General features: G+C 44.7%; 20 protein-coding genes. All 20 read right to left on the bottom strand.

Annotation, left to right across the window (positions count from 1 at the left end):
• Positions 1–215: 215 nt before the first annotated feature.
• The 20 genes from fliS to L0992_04135 all read right to left on the bottom strand — a co-directional run bounded on the left by fliS (position 216) and on the right by L0992_04135 (position 21,626).
• Positions 216–626 carry a flagellar export chaperone FliS gene (gene fliS, locus L0992_04230; GenBank protein XGB67901.1) on the bottom strand — a complete coding sequence of 137 codons (411 nt, stop codon included), beginning with the start codon at positions 624–626 and terminating at the stop codon, positions 216–218.
• Between the two features lie 12 nt (positions 627–638).
• Complete coding sequence (locus L0992_04225) at positions 639–944, bottom strand: flagellar protein FliT (protein XGB67900.1); 306 nt, start codon at positions 942–944, stop codon at positions 639–641.
• A gap of 3 nt (positions 945–947) precedes the next feature.
• On the bottom strand, positions 948–2,975 hold the full coding sequence (fliD, locus tag L0992_04220) for a flagellar filament capping protein FliD (protein XGB67899.1): 2,028 nt from the start codon (positions 2,973–2,975) through the stop codon (positions 948–950).
• A 22-nt stretch (positions 2,976–2,997) separates the two neighbouring features.
• Entirely contained in the window at positions 2,998–3,423 is a 426-nt protein-coding gene (flaG, locus tag L0992_04215) for a flagellar protein FlaG (protein ID XGB67898.1), read from the bottom strand.
• A gap of 81 nt (positions 3,424–3,504) precedes the next feature.
• A complete protein-coding gene (locus L0992_04210; GenBank protein XGB67897.1) occupies positions 3,505–4,635 on the bottom strand; it encodes a flagellin in 1,131 nt (376 codons plus the stop codon).
• 636 nt (positions 4,636–5,271) lie between these two features.
• Positions 5,272–6,405, bottom strand: a complete 1,134-nt coding sequence (locus L0992_04205) for a flagellin (protein ID XGB67896.1) — start codon at positions 6,403–6,405, stop codon at positions 5,272–5,274.
• Between the two features lie 674 nt (positions 6,406–7,079).
• The gene (locus L0992_04200; protein XGB67895.1) at positions 7,080–8,216 is read right to left on the bottom strand and encodes a flagellin; all 1,137 of its coding nucleotides are present in this window, start codon (positions 8,214–8,216) and stop codon (positions 7,080–7,082) included.
• 410 nt (positions 8,217–8,626) lie between these two features.
• Complete coding sequence (gene flgL, locus L0992_04195) at positions 8,627–9,817, bottom strand: flagellar hook-associated protein FlgL (GenBank protein XGB67894.1); 1,191 nt, start codon at positions 9,815–9,817, stop codon at positions 8,627–8,629.
• Between the two features lie 9 nt (positions 9,818–9,826).
• Entirely contained in the window at positions 9,827–11,707 is a 1,881-nt protein-coding gene (gene flgK / locus L0992_04190) for a flagellar hook-associated protein FlgK (protein ID XGB67893.1), read from the bottom strand.
• 210 nt (positions 11,708–11,917) lie between these two features.
• A complete protein-coding gene (gene flgJ, locus L0992_04185) occupies positions 11,918–12,835 on the bottom strand; it encodes a flagellar assembly peptidoglycan hydrolase FlgJ (GenBank protein ID XGB67892.1) in 918 nt (305 codons plus the stop codon).
• Positions 12,836–12,845: 10 nt separating this feature from the next.
• On the bottom strand, positions 12,846–13,937 hold the full coding sequence (locus L0992_04180; protein ID XGB67891.1) for a flagellar basal body P-ring protein FlgI: 1,092 nt from the start codon (positions 13,935–13,937) through the stop codon (positions 12,846–12,848).
• A 93-nt stretch (positions 13,938–14,030) separates the two neighbouring features.
• Positions 14,031–14,807 (bottom strand): flagellar basal body L-ring protein FlgH, encoded by a 777-nt coding sequence (gene flgH, locus L0992_04175; GenBank protein ID XGB67890.1) that lies wholly within the window; start codon positions 14,805–14,807, stop codon positions 14,031–14,033.
• Positions 14,808–14,895: 88 nt separating this feature from the next.
• Positions 14,896–15,684 (bottom strand): flagellar basal-body rod protein FlgG, encoded by a 789-nt coding sequence (gene flgG / locus L0992_04170; GenBank protein ID XGB67889.1) that lies wholly within the window; start codon positions 15,682–15,684, stop codon positions 14,896–14,898.
• Between the two features lie 21 nt (positions 15,685–15,705).
• Positions 15,706–16,455, bottom strand: a complete 750-nt coding sequence (flgF, locus tag L0992_04165; protein XGB67888.1) for a flagellar basal-body rod protein FlgF — start codon at positions 16,453–16,455, stop codon at positions 15,706–15,708.
• Positions 16,456–16,706: 251 nt separating this feature from the next.
• The gene (flgE, locus tag L0992_04160) at positions 16,707–18,011 is read right to left on the bottom strand and encodes a flagellar hook protein FlgE (protein ID XGB67887.1); all 1,305 of its coding nucleotides are present in this window, start codon (positions 18,009–18,011) and stop codon (positions 16,707–16,709) included.
• Between the two features lie 49 nt (positions 18,012–18,060).
• Positions 18,061–18,774 (bottom strand): flagellar hook assembly protein FlgD, encoded by a 714-nt coding sequence (gene flgD, locus L0992_04155; protein XGB67886.1) that lies wholly within the window; start codon positions 18,772–18,774, stop codon positions 18,061–18,063.
• Between the two features lie 17 nt (positions 18,775–18,791).
• Positions 18,792–19,205: a flagellar basal body rod protein FlgC gene (flgC, locus tag L0992_04150; protein XGB67885.1), complete on the bottom strand. Its 414-nt coding sequence runs from the start codon at positions 19,203–19,205 to the stop codon at positions 18,792–18,794.
• Positions 19,206–19,209: 4 nt separating this feature from the next.
• A complete protein-coding gene (gene flgB, locus L0992_04145) occupies positions 19,210–19,605 on the bottom strand; it encodes a flagellar basal body rod protein FlgB (protein XGB67884.1) in 396 nt (131 codons plus the stop codon).
• Positions 19,606–19,860: 255 nt separating this feature from the next.
• On the bottom strand, positions 19,861–20,688 hold the full coding sequence (locus L0992_04140) for a protein-glutamate O-methyltransferase (protein XGB67883.1): 828 nt from the start codon (positions 20,686–20,688) through the stop codon (positions 19,861–19,863).
• 11 nt (positions 20,689–20,699) lie between these two features.
• Positions 20,700–21,626: a chemotaxis protein CheV gene (locus L0992_04135; protein ID XGB67882.1), complete on the bottom strand. Its 927-nt coding sequence runs from the start codon at positions 21,624–21,626 to the stop codon at positions 20,700–20,702.

The raw sequence follows: 21,626 nt of genomic DNA, 5'->3' as shown, positions 1-21,626 counted from the left end.
GCCTTTATTTTGGTGCGATGCGGAAAAACGGTGAGCGACGTAATTTATAAAACAGAGATATGTATCAATGATTATGTTTTACGTGGACAAATTTAGGAAATCAGCAACGAAAAAAAGCCATTAGGCTATCTAATGGCTTCTATTTTATTTGATTAAAAAAATAAGGCAACCAACCAATTAAGGGATATGAGATTGGTTAAAACTGCAATTTTTCTTTAAATACCTACGTCAGCAGACGTCAAGTTGTGATATTCATTCGGAATTTGGTCCCAAGCGCTCTTAATTTCGCGGATAATATCGATAACATCATCAATAGGCTGTGGGTCATTTTTGTGATTTGCCGCAGAAATTTGCGTGATCATGAACTCATAAAGTTGATCTAGGTTTTTCGCAATGTCGCCGCCATCGTCCATAGACAGGCAACTACGTAGGCTAATAATGATATCTAGAGCCTTACCAAGTCGCTCACCTTTCACTGGGATGTTGCCTGCTTGCATTGCCGCTTTGCCCTGAATCAGACGCTCGATAGCACCTGCCATTAGCATTTGTACAATTTTATGCGGTGAGGCAGCTGTTAGCTGACTATCCACTGATACCTTTTTATATGCCTGTAAAGAACCGCGCATAGTAAACCTCTTCTATAAAAACTTTTTGTATTGTTGAACTGATTTAGCGCCGTGACGGTATTTGTGTAGGGTCTTACCTACTCGACTCGTCTCAGACTGCATCAATTCGACCAATTTTCTGGTTCTGGTAATGGCTTCAAACCATTCAGAACTTTGCTTAACGTCGGGGTGTGAGTCGATTAATTGAAGCACGTTTTGCAATAACTGTTCTCTGTTATCGACAAGCTGCGTTATTTCTTCAGCATTAATTTCACTAAATTCGAGCTTAGAGATAATTAGTTGATCTAGTTCACAAAGCTCTTGAAGCTGGCTATTCATCGATTAGCCCAACGCATTCATCATACTGCCCAGCTGAGATTGCATCTTACTGGTCGCGTCTTGCATCGCGGTGAACTTAGAGTGGGTACGGCTCTCCAAGCTATCCATCCGTCGGTCAAGCGCGCTTTGGTCATCCGCGAGGCGGTAGTTTTGCTCGACTAAGCTCTTTTCTCTTGTACGAATTGAGCCAGTGATACCTGTGATACCTTGAATCGCGTCTTCGACTTTTTTAGCAAAACCGTTGTTGCCGCCAAAGAACTCTCCCAGCTTATCGAAGTTGTTGTTCAGTTGGCGGTCGAGCATGTCGTAGTTGATCTCTAACGAACCTTGTCTTGTGGTTGTGATACCAAACTCGGTCAAAGATTTTAGGTTATCAGGCGCGCCTTCAATGCTTGATGAGAACACACCTTTCAATCGTGAGTCAGCGTTACGCACGGTACTGTCGCCAGACAGCGGTCCTTTTTGGCCGGTCGTTGGGTCAACGCCCGCCAAGTTTTTAGACACTTGGTAAAATTGATTGTAAGAATTAACAAAAGCTTCAATGTCTTGACGAACACTATTACGGTCATACTCCACACCAATTTCTGCCGGCGGCTTATCTTTGGGTGTTTTTCCTTTTACCGTAATATCGATGCCTTCTACGGCATCTTCAATCACATTATTGTTACTTGAGAGCTGAGCAACGCCATCCAAGACAACCATTGAATCTTGTCCGGCTTGAACTTCCGTCATACCACTGTAGGTATCGAAAGACTCTTGAGCCTGAGCTAGGTCAGCTTGTGCTTTATCGACCTTCTCTAATTGCTCACGTTCTTCTGGATCGAGTTTGGCACGCTCAATCTTTTTGGCTTGTTCAGCGGTCAATTCGCCTTTTTGAACTTTCTCCGCCAGCTCTGCTTTTTCTTGTGAGATCTTTTCTTCGATACGCGCCTGCTCAGCCTCAAGCTTTTGCTGAGCTTCTTTTGGCGTCACATAGGAATCTGTCAACGTACCTGAGGCAGCATTTGACCACCCCGGAACATCGGGTGCTTTCTCTATCGCTTTTTCATCAAGCTCTAGTTCTGGTGTGTAGTAAGAATCAAGAAGCGTACCAGAGGCAGTTTCCGTCCAACCTGGGATATTGTCTTCAGGCATGACAGATTTTGCCGCTTTAGCTGCATCAAGGGCAGCTTGACCGTCGGCAGCGGCTTGTTCACCGTAGCTAAGGCTTTGAGAACCTTCGTCCGCAACGGAGGTAGAATCGGTTTGGGATGCAGGGATGACATTGCCGTCTTCATCGAGTGTTTCACTCGCATTAGGGTCATCGTTCGAAATCGCGTCATCAACAAGTTGTGCGGCTTTTCCTGCGGGTGTCAGAGCAAGAACGTCTTGAGCGGCAAGGCGAGCTTTCTCTAGCGCTTTAACACGCTCTTCCAGAGTTTTGTATTCGAGTTTTTTGAGAGGATTAGCAGCATCAGATTCGACATTAATGCTGATCTGCTGATCGGAACCAGACTGGTTCGAGGCAACAATAAGTCGCGGGCCTTCAACATCATTAATAACAGATGCGCGAACGCCTGGATTGCTATCTGCACCGTTTATGCTTCGAACGATATCGATCAGTTTCGATCTATCGCCAACTTGCACATAAAAGCTGTCATCACCAAGCGAAACCTGCAGCTTACCTGGGCCAAATTTCATGTCTTCTGATAGCACATCAGAAGCCACTTTATGGCTTTGGGCAAGCTGCAACACATCGATGGCATACTTGCCAGCGATCGCTTCGGTAGTCGCGGTTGCAGAGACAAGCGCTTCATCGGTACTTTCCACTGTTCGCACAGCAAAAGCTTTTTCCTGACGAAAGTTTGTCATCAGGTTTTTCATCGAATCAAGGGATTCTCTGAGTCTTCCATAGGCACTAATGCTGGTATCGATTCGCGTTCGTTCATTGTCGATTCGTTGCTGTTTAGGTACACGCTCCGAATCAACAATTTTGCTGACCATGGAATTGATATCCATGCCAGACGAAATCCCCATTGGGCCAAAACTCATTAAACCACCTCAATAATACGACTTAAACCTTCACCTCAAATATTCGACTATTCGAGTTTTGGGCTGCTAGGCGTCTTAGAATTTCAAGCATTTCTTCATCGGGTATTTGGCGAATAATATCACCGGTTGTGGTCTCATAAATGGTCACCACATCCCTACCTGACTCTTCATCAACCTTAAAGGCAACACCCTTATTGAGAGAGGAGATAAACTCGTTCACCTTCTCCACCATCTTGACTCGCTCTTCATCATTCAGCTCTTGTCTATGTTGAGCTAATTGAATCGCCGCTTCGGTAGCTTCCTCTTTCGATTTTTCTACCTTGTCATAAGGTGTTGCTTCTTTCAGTCGTGAAGTGCTCGACGCACTACTACCTTCATCGCTTGCAAATTTAATGCCATTAGGTGAGCCATAAGGCTGGATGTTCGATGCGTTGGATGATATTTCCATAACACTCTCCCTCCCTCCTTTATGAGCCATACAGTAAAACTCTACCCAGAGTAGAGTTTACCGCTACTTACCGAGGTAAGTTTAGCCCAATAAGCTTAGAGCTGCTGATGGTGATTGTTTCGCTTGAGCTAGGATAGAAGTACTCGCCTGTTGTAGGATTTGAGACTTCGTCATTGCCGTTGTTTCTTTCGCGTAATCGGTATCTTTGATACGGCTCTTAGATGCATTAACGTTTTCGTTGATGTTGTCTAAGTTGCTGATTGCGTGGTCAAAACGGTTTTGGAAAGCACCAAGAGATGCACGTTGGCTATCTACAGATTTTAGAGCGCCATCAATGATAGATACTGCTTCGTTTGCACCTGCAACCGATGTTACGTCGATGTCGTTAACAGTAACGTCTTTACCAGCACCGATACCTAGTTCACCAGCAAGGCTGCCACCGAACTCAACTTCGCCTTCAACTTTTTGGCTTGATGCGAAAAGTTGCAGTTTGCCGCCTTCACCTACAGACGCTTTAACGTCTTGGCTTTGACCGTTGATGTAAGTTGCTAGCTCTTCGATATCGTTGCCTTCTTTAGCAGAGATAGATAGCTCTTGCGCTTCACCAAACTTATCGTTGTATTTGATAGTCAGGTCAGCACCAGCACCTACACGCCAAGATGCATCTTTACCTTCAGTAACACCGTAGCTCTTACCCCCCATGTCTTGAGTGTCAGTACGCATGTTGCTCATAGATAGCATTACTGCTTCACCGGAGTCAGCACCGATTTGGAAAGATTGGCTGCCGTAAGTACCGTTAAGAAGCTTGTTACCACCAAAAGAGGTCGTTTCAGCGATACGGTTAAGTTCTGTGTTTAGAGCAGAGACTTCTTCTTGGATCGCAACACGTTCAGATTTGCTGTTCGAACCATTTGAAGATTGAAGAGAAAGGTCACGCATACGTTGCAGAATGTTGGTTGACTCATTCATTGCACCTTCAGCAGTCTGTGCAATAGAGATACCGTCATTCGCGTTTTTTACAGCCATATCTAGGCCACGACTTTGCGACGTTAAGCGGTTAGAGATTTGTAGGCCTGCAGCATCATCTTTTGCGCTATTGATTTTATAGCCAGAAGACAAACGCTCCATTGATTTTTGAGTACCTTCAGCCGCGCTATTTAGGTAGCGCTGAGCCGTCATTGCAGACACATTTGTGCTTACATTAATCGCCATAGTTGATCTCCTTTAGGCATTTTTTAATGTACTTATGTGACTCTCACCTCACACAAATACATGTCAATTTTGTTTATGCACCAGTGTCTCTCTCACCTTACATTGGTACATATCATTTCTCTCAATCCCTTTAACGGCCCCTTAATTAGAAGCTTTAATAAAAAATTCGCTTTTTTTCATATTCTTTTCAACAACAAAGGAAAGTGTGATCGGTCTTCAATTAATAGGGCGACATTCGCTAAAGTTTCCTACCTTTGTTCATTTATAAGTGTCGCCTTGCACATAAAAACCAAAGCAGATCCCTGATATCTCGTTCTACTCGATTCTGGGATGACGATAAAAGTAATTGTTCTACTGAGTCATTACTTACTCGAACAAAGCGTACTTATATTGCAAAGCAATAGGATCATCATCGCCCTATTCCCGTCATTCCCTACAGTGAGGCACGAACGTGATAGGGAATCTCGCTTTTGCTTGTGTTTACCAATAATGCACTTCTCCAAATACGCCTTCGTTAAATAACAGGCAATAAAAAACCCAGCCGAAGCTGGGTTTGTTTAGCGCTCATCTCTCACCACGAGCTAATTTGTGGAAGCCTAACGTCGACGATTATAGTCAACGTGGCTTTTCAATCGATTAACCTAGTAGGCTAAGTGCCGAGTTCGGAGCTTGCTTCGCTTGAGCAAGAATCGAGCTTGAAGCTTGAGAAAGGATCTGAGACTTAGTCATCTGAGTCGTTTCTTTCGCGAAGTCGGTATCTTTAATACGGCTCTTAGATGCATTAACGTTTTCGTTAATGTTGTCTAAGTTGCTGATAGCGTGGTCGAAACGGTTTTGGAAAGCACCTAGCTCAGCACGGTGGCTGTCTACGTACTTAAGTGCCGCATCGATGACTGCTACAGACTCTTGTGCACCGCCAACAGATGTTACGTCGATAGTATCAACCGTTACGTCTTTAGCTGCTTGAATACCTAGCTCACCCGCAAGACCGCCAGAGAAAGACACATCGCCGCTCACTTTGTTGTTGCCTGTGAACATTTGCAGCTTGCCGTCTTCAGTAACAGACGCTTTAACAGAGTCTTGTTGACCGTTGATGTAAGTCGCTAGCTCTTCGATGTCGTCACCCGCTTTTGCGCTGATGTCGATTTCTTGTGCTTGACCGAAGTTGTCAGTGAACGACAATTTTAGGTCGTTAGAACCTGCTTGAACGTTCCAGTCTTTGTCTTTCGCGTTCTCAGTTTGGTAGCTCTTACCACCCATCTGAGCGTTATCAGAGCGCATGTCTTTCAGTTGAAGCATTACCGCTTCACCGTTGTCCGCACCGATTTGGAATGACTTAGTACCGTGAGTACCGTTAAGTAGCTTGTTGCCACCAAAAGACGTCGTTTCCGCGATACGGTTTAGCTCGTCGTTCAGCGCTGTTACTTCTTCTTGAATCGCTACACGCTCAGATTTTGAGTTTGAGCCGTTTGAAGATTGTAGAGACAAATCACGCATACGTTGCAGGATGTTTGTTGTCTCATTCATTGCACCTTCAGCAGTTTGTGCAATAGAGATACCGTCGTTCGCGTTACGTACAGCAACATCAAGACCACGACTCTGAACGTTCAAACGGTTCGAGATTTGTAGGCCTGCAGCGTCATCTTTTGCGCTGTTGATTTTAGAGCCTGAAGCTAGACGCTCCATTGATGTTTGTTGTGCGCTGTTTGCGTTGTTTAGGTAACGTTGCGCTGTCATCGCTGAAACGTTTGTATTTACATTCACTGCCATGGTGATTTCTCCAATTGATTTTCCGGTATAGCGGTTTCCGACGTCTCGGAAAACCAAAGTAGTTCTCTCAAAGTTACTTTTAATAACGGCGCGAAATTCAGAAGCTTTAGAAAAACTTTTAAAAAACCACAAAAAAATTATTAAGTTAATATTTTTCAGACACTTAAAGATTACATTTTTCAATAACAACTGCAGACTTCAATTGATAAAAGATCTCAATCTGTTCAAAAAACAGACTAGTAACCGTAGAAATGGGTCAACGTATAGAAATGATCGATCATCAAAGATCCTCTATGCGGACAGATTTAGTACATTGAGGTGGGCTATTTTCCGCGGTAGCAGGTGAAGTTCATTCAAGGTTGAGAACTAGAGTAGAGAACTGGAGTTGAGAAGCGGCTAGGCAAACTAAGTAGATAGCGAAGAAACAGAAAGGTAGACGTCAGAAAGGAAAAAGCCCCTTTTCCTTTGAGAGAACCGGGGCTAGTTGGCGCGTCAGAGCCTGTGTGGAGATCATCGAGAAATGAACACATTTCCGACTTGCCGTTGCATTCTTACCGTAAAAATGGATAGCAGGTGAGAGATGAGAGAGCTAAACACTCAATAGTAAGTATGCTTGCCAGTTTCCCTTGCTGCATGGCTCACGTCTGAACACGAGCAGCAAGTTCAACCAATAACTATTGCAATAATGTCATTGCAGAGTTAGGCAACTGTTTTGCTTGAGCAAGTATTGAAGTACCTGCTTGTTGCAGAATTTGTGACTTGGTCATTTGCGTCGTCTCTTTCGCAAAGTCCGTATCTTTGATTCGGCTGTTAGAAGCGTCTACGTTCTCTTGTACGTTTGCCAAGTTATTAATACTGTGGCTTAGACGGTTCTGTTTCGCACCCAAATCAGCACGCTGTGAATCTACGTACTTCATTGCAGAATCAATCACACTGATTGCGTTCTGTGAGCCTGCAACGCTTGTTAGGCTGATATCTTGAACTGATGTAGCGCGGCCTTCACTCTTAATACCTAGCTCAGATGCTAGACCACCAGAGATAGACATTGAGCCCTCAAGATCTGGTTCAGCAACGAACAGTTGTAAACGGCCTTCATCGGTAACCGATGCATTCACTAGATCAGATTGACCATTAATGTAAGTCGCCAGTTCTTCAATATCGTCACCCGCTTTGGTGTTGATATCTAGAATGATGTCTTCGCCCGCTTTAGTCTTAAATTCGAACTTAAGATCGCTTGCGGTTGGCGGCACTTGCCAATCTTTATCTTTCGCGTTTTCTGAATCAAACGTAGTACCACCCATGCGGAAATCATCGGCACGAATGCTAGTCAACGCCATGATCATCGCTTCACCAGAGTTTGAACCAATCTGGAACGACGCTTCACCAAATGAACCGTTCAGTAGACGACGACCACCAAAAGAAGTTGTTTCCGCGATACGGTTAAGCTCATCTTGAAGTGCCATTGACTCTTCATTCAGTGCAGTACGCTCTGCTGGAGAGTTAGTGCCGTTTGATGACTGAATCGCTAGATCACGCATACGCTGTAGTACGTTGGTCGATTCGTTCATCGCGCCTTCAGCGGTTTGAGCAATCGAAATACCGTCGTTAGCATTACGCATTGCTACATCAAGACCACGAGATTGTGCCGTTAAGCGGTTCGAGATTTGCAGACCCGCTGCATCGTCTTTCGCGCTGTTGATCTTGTGACCAGATGACAAACGCTCCATAGAAGTCGCTAAGTCATTAGACGCTTTATTCAGGTAACGCTGTGCTGTCATAGCAGATACGTTAGTGCTTACATTGATAGCCATTTTGCTCTCCTTATGAGTTCGCAAACTTTCTGCGAAGCGGCCAGCTTTACTCTCATATGGATAAGCACTGACCGTGTATTACTCGATAAACCCTATTCAGGATTTAAGATCTGTATTAATCATTTATAACCAACACAGATACAAGTTGTATGCCAAGTTTAATTTTGTATGAAAAATTTTTTAATTAATTAAAAATCAAAAACTTACACAAAATTAAACGCGATTATGATTGTTTGTTCTTTGAGGGTGAAACAACGTATTCCCTCCTGATTGCCGTTTTTTGCCGCTATCTTGAAAAACAAGATGTTTAGTACAAAAAAGCGGCAAACATTGGAGTCATTCGCACGTATGGCATAGCACATAAGGCAAAGAATCGACTCCGTGATGAACAGCAGTTCACCACTAGATCGTTATATATAGTTAAACAAGGTTAGGTCTTTTGTTTTACCAAACGCTTGTTGTGAAGCTTGGAGTGCTCGAGAGTTTTCATTGAATTCAATGATGGCTTTCGAATAATCCAAGTCTTCAAAGTTGCTTTTCGCTTTCGCCAAAGACAACTTAAAGTCTTCATGTTGTTGCTCTTGAATATCCAAGGTACTCAAGCGTGCACCGACATCGGTTCTCGCCTTAGTTAAATGGATAAACGCAGCATGGAACTCTTCTGTTACTTGGTGCAATTTCGCCGTTGCCGATGCATCCGACACAGGGTTTTCTGCCTGTTCTGCCGCTTCTTTGAACGTATCAAAGATAGAGAATGTCTCTCTAGGCTCTAAGGTGATTGAGTCACCCTTAGTGATCTGACCTTTGACTTGAATATTCAGCCCTTCGTAAACAATACCTGTTGAAGGATCAAAATCTTCCGCCGCAACCACTGCGCCGTCTTTTTCAAGCTGATAAGCGAAATTACCCGTCTGCATGTCGACAAAAGTCACTTTATAAGTAGACCCATCTTCATTGCTGTTGGTCGCACGCCCGAGCAATAGCTCAGACGCAGGTTCAAGCTCATATTGAGGCTCGTAATCACCGAACGGGTTGTCTATTTCCATAAACATCTTGCTGCCGGGATCATTCATCGCCATTTCAAAGCTGCTTGCCACACGCATCTTGCGTTGGTAGTCATCACCTTGATACGTCACATTCCCTTCGTTATCTCGAAAGAAAGGCTGATTTTTCGGCTTAGTGCCTGCAAATGTGTAGTTACCCGACTCATCTTGAGAGTTAGCCAAGTGCAGGAAGTTATTCGCTAGCTCTTGGATCTCACGCTTTTTCGCTAAACGGTCTTCAGGGGAAAGCGCACCGTTGATCATTTCCATCACGGTTCGTTTTGCTTCATCAGCAAAGCCTTCAGTGTTAGAAACCAATACCTCATGATGCTCAAGACGGTTTCTGACCAAAGTAATCGCATCAACATATTGCTTAAGCTGCTCTGACTGTTGACCGATGTTTTGCAAATAGTGCGTCGCTAACGGGTCATCACTCGGCGACTGCAGCTTCTTACCAGAAGCGAGTTGCGCTTGGTTGTGATGCACCTTGTTCTCTTGGCGGCGCAAGTCATTTTGTACTGACTGATAGTTATGGAAGCTAGAAATACGATTCAACATTTATACTTCCTACCTCAGAGCCAAAATAGTATTAAACGTGTCATTGGCTGCTTGCATGATGCGTGAAGAAGCCATGTACGCTTGCTGAAATTTCATCATATTTGCCGCTTCTTCATCGAGGTTAACCCCCGAGATCGAAGCAATACGTTCTTGAGCTGACTGCTTTTCTAGCGTCGCGATATCACTCAAGCGATTTGCCGTTGAAGACTTCAAGCCCGTATTAGTATTCAAGTTATGGTAAAGGTCTAAAATAGTAGACTCACCATCATTCAAGATCTTGCCTGTTTGAAGATCTTGTAGCTTACGTAGGTTTCCGTTGTCACCTTCCGATGGGACAAGGTTTGCCGTAAATTTATCGTTTGCCACCGCGCCGGCTGTTAGCTCAAAGGTGGTGCCATTGATGGTCACAGGCCCTTGTGGCGGATACGGTTGTGGCTGCATTAATATGTTGCCCTTCGGATCCGTCACCGCAAACTGCTCACCTTTTGGTGACACAATCACTTCAAACTCACGCAGCTGACCAGCTTCTAGGATTTTGAATCCTGCCGTACCTTTGGCAAAAGTGGTTGAAGCTTCATAACTTTGTGCAGCGATGTCTTTTGGATCTTTGGTTTCCATCTGAATCTGAGCGGCAAAGTTACGCGTTGGGCGCAGTAATAGCTTCTCACCAAGTTCAGGAGGATTACGCACTTCCACTCGCATACCATCAAGATAAAAAGCGTTGCCACTCGAGTCAGTCGTCATCTTAACGGTTTCGCCATTCGGCTTAGTCACGACATAATCACTGCCATCATACTTAAGGCCGTATTCACCACCTTTTAAGGCAGAGGTGTCATCGATATATACCGCAACATCGGCTTTTGACTGCCCACTGGTCGTAACACGAGATTTTGCCACCAGCTCTGAGTTCACATCGGTAAACAGGTCCTTACCCACGTTGCCGTTGAGATCCAAACCTTGTTCTTGAAGACCATTTACTTTGTACGAAAACGCCGTCGCCAAACGACCAAGCTCATCCATAATTGCTGGAATATGCTCGTCTCGCATGTCTAACATGGCACCGATTTTTCCATCGATATCACTGCTGGTGATCGGTTTTAAAGACTTCCCTTCAACAATCGCCAAGCGACGCTGATGTGCATCGGGCAAGCCATCAACCATTTTCAGTTGGCTTGCTTCACTACCTGAAACCAAGGTGTGGCCATTACCGATATGGACGTTAAATCCTTCAGCGTTTGAGCGCGGTGTTACCGTTACTTTGGTGTAGCCAGAAAGCTCATTAATCAGCTTTTCGTGCTGATCTCGTAGGTCGTTATGTGGCCCAGGAGTTCGCATCATTAAGCGTTGTACGTCACGGATCTCGTAAGCCAGTTGATTAACTCGCTCGATACCCATGTCTAATTTTTTGTTCGTAGAATCAGACTGTTGGCGAACCGTTTCATGAAACTCATTCAACGTTTTACTTAATAGCCCAGCCTTTTCTAATACGACCTTTCGCGCACCAACATCATTCGGTGTATCAGCTAATGTTTTAACCGAATCAAACCACTCGTTGAGATTTTCAGGGATCTTCTTCGAAGCAACCGACGACAACATGCTCGACAGCATATCTAGGTTCGCTTCGGTATCACCTTTATTGGCGGCATTGGTTGTCGATAGGTTAAGTTCATTGACGGCAAATTGGTCCCAAGAGCGGCGAACATTTTCCACGTGCACACCCATACCGTAGGTTTGACCACCGTACTGGCGCGGGTCATTTACACCTTGAATCACAGATTGGCGGCTATAGCCCTCTGTGTTGGCGTTAGAAATGTTATGACCTGTGGTGTTTAGCTGTCTCTGAGCGGTAAGAACACTTTGTGCCCCTACATTCAGAAGATCCGACGCCATAATGCCCCCAAAAAACTTAACAAAATCAGGATGAACTGATTAACTACCAGTTTAAAAAGCAATATATGTGCCAATAGAGAAATGTAAGAACTAAAAGACAATAATTTATTGAAGTGTAAGGAGATAACTTTGGATAACGCGACAAGATTTGAGGGAGCGGATAAGAAAAGAGCCTGCCAATGGCAAGCTCTCAATGTTCATTAAAGGTGATTAGTTCATCTCATCAATCTTGGCTTTAACGCGCAATACCTTATCAGCATAGTTAGGGTCAGTTGCGTAACCTGCTTGGTGAATACCTTTGATGAAATTCTCTGAGTTACCCTGGTGCTGCAATGCCGTTTCGTATCTTGGGTTTTCGTTTAAGAACTTCACATAGTCATTAAAGCTGTCTTCAAAGTTTGAGTAAGAACGGAAAGACGCCGACTCTTTAACAGCTGTTTTACCGTGGAACTCAAGAGTTTGAGTCGCGACCTTATCGCCCTTCCAGCTTCTGTCCGCTTTGATGTTAAATAGGTTATTACTGTTACCCAACGAGTTCTTAACCATTTTAGAACCCCAACCTGTCTCAAGTGCCGCTTGTGCCAATAGTAGAGATGAATCTACACCAAGCGCGCTTGCTGCTTTTTCTGCGTAAGGCTTCATTGAGATAACAAATGACTCTGGAGAATCGAAAGAGACGGGTTGTTTAACCGTTGACGCAGATTGAACTTCAGATGCTCTATCTTCTGAACGACCTGAGTACTGAGATCTTTGCAGTGAAGTATCAAAGCCTTCACTACGAACTTTATCTTCTGTTGTGTCGCTTGCTTGACCCGCACTTAACTGCGCGACAATCATATCCGCAAGACCAAGCGAACCTGAAGCACTCAGCTCACTCGCCATTTGGTCATCTTGCATCTGGCGATAGAACTGTTCGTTCTGGCTGTTCAACATGTCCGACTTGAAGCTTGAGTTCGCATCACGCATCGACTTAAACAACATCGAAGTAAAAATCGATTCAAACTGTTTTGCCGCAGCGGTCAGTGCTTCTTTTTCGCTGCCCTCTTCACCATTTACCGCTTGTTGACGAAGACGGTCTAGGCTGCCGATGTCGTGAATAAAGCCGATGTCATTGTTATTCTTAATCATGCTTTATTCCTTAGATAATGATCAATTGGCCTTCAATCGCACCCGCTTGTTTGAGTGCTTGAAGGATTGCCATTAAATCAGAAGGCGCTGCGCCCACTTCGTTGACTGCGCGAACCAAATCATCCAACGTTAAGCCCGGTTCGAACTTGAACATCTTGCCATCAGCTTCAGTTACTTCGATATCTGAATCAGGCACGACTACCGTTTGGCCACCAGAAAATGCATTCGGTTGGCTTACGTTTAGGTTTTCTTTGATAGCAACCGTCATACCACCGTGCGTTACCGCTGCCGCTTTTAGGCGAACGTGCTTACCAACCACAATCGTACCCGTACGAGAGTTTACGATGATTTTTGCAGAACCTTCAGCAGGGTCGAACTCGATGTTTTCGATAGCCGATAAGAACGCCACACGCTGGCTGATTTCTCGCGGTGCTCGAACTTTCACTGAAGTTGCGTCTACCGCTGAAGCCATTTGTGGGCCTAGGAAATTATTAACCGCATCAGCCATACGCTGAGCGGTTGTGAAATCGGATTGGATTAGGTTGAAGGTAATGTAGTCACCACGGCCGAATGGCGTTGGGATCTCTTGTTCAACCGTTGCACCGCTAGAGATGATGCCAACGTTAGGGTTGTTACCGACAATCTTAGAACCGTCGTTACCTTGCGCGCTAAAGCCGCTTACTACCAAGTTACCTTGCGCTACCGCATACACTTGGCCATCAAGACCTTTTAGGAAGGTTTGTAGTAACGTACCGCCACGTAAGCTTTTCGCCGAACCGATAGAAGATACGGTTACGTCAACTTCCTGACCTTGCTTAGAGAAGGCTGGCAATTCAGCAGTCACAATAACGGCCGCTACGTTTTTAGTTTTTGGCTTAGTGCCGGGCGGCAATTGAATGCCAAAATTTTGCAGCATTGCGTTAAATGTTTGATCGGTAAAGGGAGTTGTCTCACCAGTACCCGGCAAACCTGTAACCAAACCATAGCCGACAAGTTGGTTACTACGAACACCCGCCACTTTTGCCACGTCTTTAATACGCGCAGCATGAGCACTGGTGGCAAGAAATAGCATGCCGAATAGTACGAGTGTCAGTTTTTTCATTGAGTAACCTGTCTGTATTGCTTTAATTTATAATGAGTTAGCTTGAAATTAGATAATTGCGAGAGAGTCAGTAAGCCGACACTCTCTCAAGCTCTACAGAGATACATTAAAGAATCGTGCCAAGAATCCAGGCTCTTGCATATCTTTTTGCACGCCAGTACCAGAGTACTGAATTCGTGCGTTAGAAACACGGTTTGAAGCGATGGTGTTTTCGAAGTCAATATCATCAGGGCGAATAGTGCCGCTTAGGCGGATGTACTCATCACCCGTGTTCAGTGTCATCCACTTTTCGCCACGAACCACTAGATTACCATTGGCTAAGACTTCGATAACTTCAACGGTAATGTAGCCGCTGATGCTGTTACTTTGGTTGGCTGACGCATCACCCGCAAAAGTATTGGTGTTGCTCAGGTCATAAGAGAAGTTGTACTTGTCGATCGTCAGCTCTTGGCCACCCACAGCCAGAGGCTCCATAGAGGCATCGTTCGACTTAGACATGTCAGCATTGGCTTTTTTGGTCGCTCGAGTATTCTCATCTAGCGCTACGGTAATGATGTCACCAATACCACGCGGTTTTGAGTCATCGTACATGCTGCCAATATGGTTAATATTAAACAGTGAGCCTGTTGCCGCTGCGTAATGCTCTGGTTTTTCTTTTGGATTGATTGGCGCCCATGCTGGGTCACCAGCAATAGGATCGGTTCTGCCACGAAGCGTGTCGATAATTCCTGAGCTTTCTTCTGCCGACTTATCGCCTTCTACCGCATCAACCACTGTGGTCGCGTTCTCTTGCGCTGGCGTCTCGATAGGATCCAGTACTGTACAACCAGTCATTGAAGCTAACAGGGCTAAACAAAAAATACGTTTCATGGCGATATACTCTCAACAAGTCGTTGTAAATAGTAGACAGTGACAAACACGTCAATTAATGCGAAACAAGTAAGCGGCAAGTAACCAATTACAGCTGTTGGTTAACAAAGCTCATCATCTTGTCGACTGACGAGATAACTTTCGAGTTCATTTCGTAAACACGTTGAGCTTCGATCATATTTACTAGCTCTTCGGTTACGTTTACGTTCGATGTTTCTAGCATCGACTGGCGGATGTTACCTAGGCCGTCAAAACCCGGAACACCTTCTTGTGGGTCACCACTCGCACCTGTTGGCAAGTAAAGGTTTTGACCAACTGGTTCTAAACCGCCTGGGTTTACGAAGTCTGTAATCGTGATTTGACCAACTACAACGTTGTTTTGCTCACCACGAAGACGAACCGACACTTCACCGTCGTTGCCAACCGTCACCGAGATCGCATCTTCTGGAATAACGATTTCAGGTTGCAGAGGGTAGCCTTGACCCGATGTTACGATTGCGCCATCACCGTTCAAAGTGAACTGACCATTACGGCTGTAACCTGTTTCACCGTCTGGCATCTCAACTTGGAAGAAGCCATCGCCTTCAATCATCATATCTAGGCTGTTCGACGTTGTTTGTGCGTTACCGTGCGTATGAACCTTTTGAGTAGCCACTACTTTAGAACCGGCACCCAACATCAAACCACTTGGCAACTCAGTGTTCTGAGACGATTGGCCACCCGGTTGGTTGATGTTTTGGTAGAACAAGTCTTCAAATACCGCGCGGCTCTTTTTAAAACCAATGGTCGAGGCGTTGGCAAGGTTGTTCGAAATCGTTGAGATATTGGTTTGTTGGGCGTCTAAACCTGTTTTACTTACCCATAATGCTGGATGCATAGCAATTTCCTTTAAATTCTATTAGCTCATACGAAGCAGTGAATCAGACGACTTGTCCATTTCCTCTGCTGTGCTCATCATCTTGACCTGCATTTCAAACTGACGTTGTAAGTCAATTAAGCTAGTCATTTCACCTACGGCATTTACGTTACTGCCTTCGATAGCACCTTTTAGCAACGTTACCGCTGCATCTGCTTCGTATGCCTGATCTGGGTTTTTCGAACGGAATAGACCATTCGTATCTTTAAACAAACTTTGGTTGTCTGGACGTACAAGCTTAATACGATCAACCACAGCCAATTCTTCAGCTGGAGCGCCTTGAGGAATGACAGAGATCGTACCGTCTGTACCAATTTCTACTTTACTGATTGGGATAGGCAACGTGATTGGTGCGTCGTTTTCGCCAAGCACTAAGTGACCACTTGCGTTGGTTAGTAAACCGTTTTGGTCAACTCTTAGGTTGCCGTTACGTGTTAAACCTTCGCGACCAGTGTTGTCCATAACTGAAATCCAACCATCACCTTGAATAGTCACGTCTAGATCTCGGCCAGTAGTAACCACACTACCCTGAGCGAAATTATGACCCGGACGCTCTGTCATGCTGAAAACACGAGTAGGCATGCCTTCGCCATACGCTTGCATTGAACGAGCCTGTGCTAAATCAGCACGGAAACCCGTTGTACTTACGTTGGCAAGGTTGTTTGCACGTAGCTGCAAAGCTTGCATATTTTGCTTAGCGCCACTCATGGCAAGAAACAGTGCGCGATCCATAATTTTGCTCCAAAAATCATCTTCTGGGGCTAATAAAGCAAACACTGTGCCAATATTTTTAACTGTTATTTATCAATAATTTAAATAGAAAACAAACAAGAAAGGTGATCATCAAAGGATCATTCAGGAAGAATTGTTGCCAGTGGCATTACCGTGCGGCAATAGGGGCGGCAAATAAAAGGACAAACAACAATACCCAATTCAATAACATTGAATTGGGTATTCGCAGATGATTCAAACGCTCGAAACGATTAACGAATCTGAAGAATATTCTGTTGTAGCTGGTTGTGTACTTCTAGAGAACGCGAGTTCGCTTGGAAGTTACGTTGAGCAGAAATCAAATCAACCAGTTCTTGAGTCATATCGATGTTCGACTGCTCTAGAGAGCCGTTGTTGATGCTACCGAATGAACCTTTGTTCGATTCACCCCAGATTTTGTCACCTGAGTCATTAGTAGAATCCCATTGAGTGCCGCCTTTCTTATCTAGACCTTGCTCATTTGGAACACGAACCAAGCCTACACGGCCAAGCATCACGTTTTCACCATTTGAGTAAGTACCTAGAACACTGCCGTACTCATCGAAATCGATTTTGGTTAAGAAACCTGTTGTCGCGCCATCTTCATCAAACTTAGTCAATTCAAACGGAGCAGCAAACTGAGTTGAAGAATCTAGACCAAACTTAAGCACTTGTGTTGGATCCGCACCGTTCAAGTCAATTGGGTTCGCGCCAGCACCTAGTGGTTCCGAGTTAATCGGCTGACCATTATTCAGGCTCGCTAACGTACCGTCATTGTTGAACTTCATTGTGTGACCAACATGGCCTTGTGCATTCGTCGCATCACCACCAGTAATGTTGATTGGCTTTTCGCCATTCTCATCTGACATGGTGTAGTACGTTTGCCAAGTGTTTGGTTGAGTCTGATCTTTGAGGTAGTAAGTCGTTAACTTGTATGACTGACCCATAGAATCGTATACCGTCGAAGACGTTGCACGGTTATAAGTATCAGCATCTTGGTAGTTAAATGCAGCCGGGTCTTTAAGATCACCGTTTGCAGGTAGGTTAACCCCTACTTCAATATTTTCTGTCTGTTTTGGTTTACCAAACTCAGCAGGAATGTCGAGAGGCTTTGGTGCGTAAGAAAGAACTTCACCCGAGTTTGGATCAACATCGTAACCTAAAAGAAACTCATCGTTAGCTGTAACCATGTAGTTATCTTTGTTTAGGTGAAATGCACCATTACGCGTTAGTTCATTAATCTCTGGCACCATGCGATCTTTCGATACTGCAAAGAAACCTGTACCACTGACACGTAAGTCCATTGGGTTGTTTGTATAAATACTCGAACCTTCGTGGAACTGCTGCGCTACTTGGCTAGCTTGCGCACCGCCACCAGCAGTCGTTTTTGCGTTAGTGAACAACGAGCTTGAGTAAACATCACCGAACTCAGCACGAGACTCTTTAAAGCCAAATGTGTTTGCGTTCGCAATGTTGTTACTGGTTGTATTCAGGTCTAATTGTGCAGCGGATAGGCCGCTTAAAGCTACATATGACATTCCAATATTCTCCTAATCTATCTAGCTAGCATAGTCACTCAATAAAGAGCTACGCTTTACCAACTTCTAGTACTTCAGCAAGTCGTACTGGCGATGTGAAACCAGCCAGATTGAGTAGTACGTTGCCATCACCCTTACCAAGAAGCACACTGTTCACGTTCGCATAACTGGAAACTTGGAACTCTGTGTTCTCGCCATCCAGCAAACCCGACGCTTTCACGTTGTATTTACCGGCCGGCAATGGGTTACCGTCTTCGTCTTTTCCGTCCCATTCAACACGTGTGTCACCAGAAGGTTTAGAGCCAATATCAAATGTGCGAACTAATTGGCCAACTTCGTTCTCAACACGGACCATGACATTATCCATTGCCTGAGGAAGCTTAACCATTGCCGCCATACCGCCATCACCGGGTTTCACACCTGCCGCACCAGGAACCAATACATCACGGCCAACCAAAGAGGATGCCTGCAGTGCTTGGTTAGAGGTCATTGATGAATTCAAGCTTTCAAACTGTGTATTCATTTTGCCAATGCCATCTACGGTCGCAAATGAAGCCATTTGCGCAATCATCTGGTCATTGCTAACCGGCTTGAAAGGGTCTTGCTGTGCTAATTGCTTAGTCAACAAAGATAAGAAATCTTCTTGTTTAAGATCCTGCTTACCTGTTGTTTCGTCGGGCTTCTTAGCGCCATCTTGAAGACTCTTCAGCTGGTCAACATAGGACAAGCCGCTTTGACCAACATTGTTGTTGATTCCAGCCATGTGCTACCTCCTTATCCTTATTGACCCATCTGCAGCGTACGCAGCAGCATTTGTTTACTCGAGTCAGCAACCTGTACGTTTGTTTGGTACGCACGTGATGCCGAAATCATGTTTGCCATCTCTTCCATAACGTTTACGTTCGGCTTGTAGATGTAGCCTTCGTTATTCGCTAATGGGTGATCAGGGTTGTACTCCGCGCTTAGCGGCTTATCGCTTTCAACAATACCTAATACTTTCACAGGCACAGTGTGGTCACTGTTGCGTGCTCGATTTAACTCAGCGCCGAACACTGCGTGGCGAGCTTTGTAAGTTTCTTCAGCAGAACTACTTACACTGTCCGCGTTCGCAAGGTTGCTCGAGGTCGTATTTAGACGAACAGATTCAGCACTCATCGCAGAACCAGTCACATTGAATACATTAAATAAGCTCATCTAATTATTCCCCTTTAATCGCTTTAGTTAAATTCTTGAACTTACTTCCTAAGAAGTCGAGAGAGGCTTGATGCCTAATTTGGTTTTGCATGAAAAGGTTTCTTTCCAAATCCAAATCAACCGTGTTGCCATCTCCTGTATCAGGTTGTGTAGGAATTCGATACTTCGTTTCCCCGTTCACCGTTGTTGAGGCAGAAATGTGCCGACCATCTGTGCGGCTAAGACCAATGCTTGCCCCAGAACTTGCCGCTTGCAGTGATTTCTTAAAGTCTAATCCCTTTGCCTTGTACCCAGGCGTGTTTGCTTGCGCGATATTGGTGGAAAGCACCTCAGCGTTACGCTCACGTACACCAACTGTGTGCTGGTGAATGCCCAAAGCATTGTCAAAAGAAATAGCCATGTAAACCTCAACTCAAGAACTGACTGTTATGAAATAACCAAAGCAATATATATACCAACTTTTAAAACAAAGCGGTCTATCAATACTTTTACAGGTTACTCGTGGGTAAACTTGCAATATACAAGCCAAAAAATAGAGTAAATTGGAATGTCACTCTGACTTAAAGATATAGGTTAAGCAGGAAAAAGAAAACCCAGCACTTGGCTGGGTTTTAAAATTAGACAGTAACGCCGCACCTGATTCTGGTGCCAACCATTACTTTAATTTGTAGATGATGCCTGGATTACAGCGAACCATTTCAAAACGATCCGTTAAGCCTGTTAGTGATTCAGACGCACCTAATAGCAGGTAACCACCAGGGTTGAGGCTATTTGCCATCTGGTTAAGTACCTTTGACTTCATATCAGGTGAGAAGTAAATCAGCACGTTACGACAAAAGATGATGTCGAACTTGCCTAACAGTGCATAGCTGTCCATCAAATTTTGAGGACGGAAGTTCACCATGCGCTTCACGTTGTCTTTCACTTTCATACGACCATCGCCCGCATCTTCAAAGAAGGTACGACGACGCTCTGGAGAAAGTCCGCGTCCCAATGCAAGGTTGTCGTATGCGCCCGTGCGGCACATATCCAACATACTTGCTGAGATGTCAGTTGCGGTAATCGATACATTTGGCAGCATACCCGGCTTACGAGCTTGAGTTTCAAGCACCGTCATTGCCATTGAGTATGGTTCTTGGCCTGAAGAACTTGCCGCAGACCAAATCTTAATAGGACGTTTATTTGCCGCTATTTCCGGTAGAAGTTTATCCGCAAGCACAGCAAACGGGTAAGTATCTCGGAACCAAAGTGTCTCGTTCGTCGTCATAGCATCCACTGCTGCCACTCTCAACTCACGGTTTCGACCTGTCACTACATCTCTCAGCAAATCAGATAACGACGCTACATTGAACTTCGTTACTAATGGGCTTAGACGGCTGCGCACTAAGTACTGTTTGCTGTCACCTAATACAATGCCACATTGAGATTCTAAGAAACGGCTGAAATCGCGATACTCTTGATCACTTATTGTTATAGCAGTCATTAATGTCTCTTTTAGTTAGTTAACGCAGCTTTAACCGCTGCACCAAGCTCATCAGGGTTGAATTTCGCGATGAAGGAGTTAGCCCCTACTCGCTCAACCATGGCTTGGTTAAATACACCACTCAATGATGAGTGTAAAATTACGTATAAATCTTTCAATTCTGCGTGACGACGAATCTCAGCAGTCAGCGTGTATCCATCCATCTCTGGCATTTCGATATCTGAAATCACCAACGAAATCTGATCGTAAATACTGCCCTCGGCTGACATCTGCATCAACTTCTCGTAGGCTTCTTTACCATCTTTCACTGAGATAACTTCAAAACCAATCGACTCGATAGCACGTTGAACCTGCTTACGAGCAACCGTCGAATCATCAGCAATCAAGATACGGCGAACCAATTCTTTCTCTTGCTCTACTTCTGCGATTTCTTCAGCAATTTTGCTGTCCATTGTTTCATCAACAGGTGAAATCTCAGCAAGAATCTTTTCAACATCCAGAATTTCGACTAATTCATTATCGATGTTGGTTACCGCTGTCAGGTAGTTGGCTTTACCTGCGCCATCAGGCGGCGGAAGAATAGATTCCCAGTGCATGTTAATAATGCGCTCAACTGAACTTACCAAGAAACCTTGAATGGTTCGGTTAAACTCAGAGATAACCACAAAACACTTTTCAACATCCGTTGTAGGACGGCCACCAATCGCTAAGCTCAAATCAATCACAGAGATCGTTTGGCCACGAATGTGTGCGACACCTTTAACCAGTGGGTTCAAGTTTGGCATCTTCGTCAGCTTAGGGCATTGAAGCACTTCTTTTACTTTAAAAACATTAATGCCGTAACGCTGACGCCCCATTAGGCGAAAGGTTAGTAATTCTAATCGGTTTTGACCGACGAGTTGCGTACGCTGATTCACCGAATCAAGAATACCCGTCAT

Source organism: Vibrio pomeroyi, assembly GCA_041879425.1.
GTDB lineage: Bacteria > Pseudomonadota > Gammaproteobacteria > Enterobacterales > Vibrionaceae > Vibrio > Vibrio pomeroyi_A.
Note: the sequence above shows the minus strand (reverse complement) of the source record. Positions and strands in the feature narration are given on the sequence as shown.

Coding starts and splice junctions, on each gene's coding strand:
- fliS (XGB67901.1), bottom strand. CDS start 626: ATGCGCGGTTCTTTACAGGCATATAAAAAGGTATCAGTGGATAGTCAG.
- L0992_04225 (XGB67900.1), bottom strand. CDS start 944: ATGAATAGCCAGCTTCAAGAGCTTTGTGAACTAGATCAACTAATTATC.
- fliD (XGB67899.1), bottom strand. CDS start 2,975: ATGAGTTTTGGCCCAATGGGGATTTCGTCTGGCATGGATATCAATTCC.
- flaG (XGB67898.1), bottom strand. CDS start 3,423: ATGGAAATATCATCCAACGCATCGAACATCCAGCCTTATGGCTCACCT.
- L0992_04210 (XGB67897.1), bottom strand. CDS start 4,635: ATGGCGATTAATGTAAGCACAAATGTGTCTGCAATGACGGCTCAGCGC.
- L0992_04205 (XGB67896.1), bottom strand. CDS start 6,405: ATGGCAGTGAATGTAAATACAAACGTTTCAGCGATGACAGCGCAACGT.
- L0992_04200 (XGB67895.1), bottom strand. CDS start 8,216: ATGGCTATCAATGTAAGCACTAACGTATCTGCTATGACAGCACAGCGT.
- flgL (XGB67894.1), bottom strand. CDS start 9,817: ATGTTGAATCGTATTTCTAGCTTCCATAACTATCAGTCAGTACAAAAT.
- flgK (XGB67893.1), bottom strand. CDS start 11,707: ATGGCGTCGGATCTTCTGAATGTAGGGGCACAAAGTGTTCTTACCGCT.
- flgJ (XGB67892.1), bottom strand. CDS start 12,835: ATGATTAAGAATAACAATGACATCGGCTTTATTCACGACATCGGCAGC.
- L0992_04180 (XGB67891.1), bottom strand. CDS start 13,937: ATGAAAAAACTGACACTCGTACTATTCGGCATGCTATTTCTTGCCACC.
- flgH (XGB67890.1), bottom strand. CDS start 14,807: ATGAAACGTATTTTTTGTTTAGCCCTGTTAGCTTCAATGACTGGTTGT.
- flgG (XGB67889.1), bottom strand. CDS start 15,684: ATGCATCCAGCATTATGGGTAAGTAAAACAGGTTTAGACGCCCAACAA.
- flgF (XGB67888.1), bottom strand. CDS start 16,455: ATGGATCGCGCACTGTTTCTTGCCATGAGTGGCGCTAAGCAAAATATG.
- flgE (XGB67887.1), bottom strand. CDS start 18,011: ATGTCATATGTAGCTTTAAGCGGCCTATCCGCTGCACAATTAGACCTG.
- flgD (XGB67886.1), bottom strand. CDS start 18,774: ATGGCTGGAATCAACAACAATGTTGGTCAAAGCGGCTTGTCCTATGTT.
- flgC (XGB67885.1), bottom strand. CDS start 19,205: ATGAGCTTATTTAATGTATTCAATGTGACTGGTTCTGCGATGAGTGCT.
- flgB (XGB67884.1), bottom strand. CDS start 19,605: ATGGCTATTTCTTTTGACAATGCTTTGGGCATTCACCAGCACACAGTT.
- L0992_04140 (XGB67883.1), bottom strand. CDS start 20,688: ATGACTGCTATAACAATAAGTGATCAAGAGTATCGCGATTTCAGCCGT.
- L0992_04135 (XGB67882.1), bottom strand. CDS start 21,626: ATGACGGGTATTCTTGATTCGGTGAATCAGCGTACGCAACTCGTCGGT.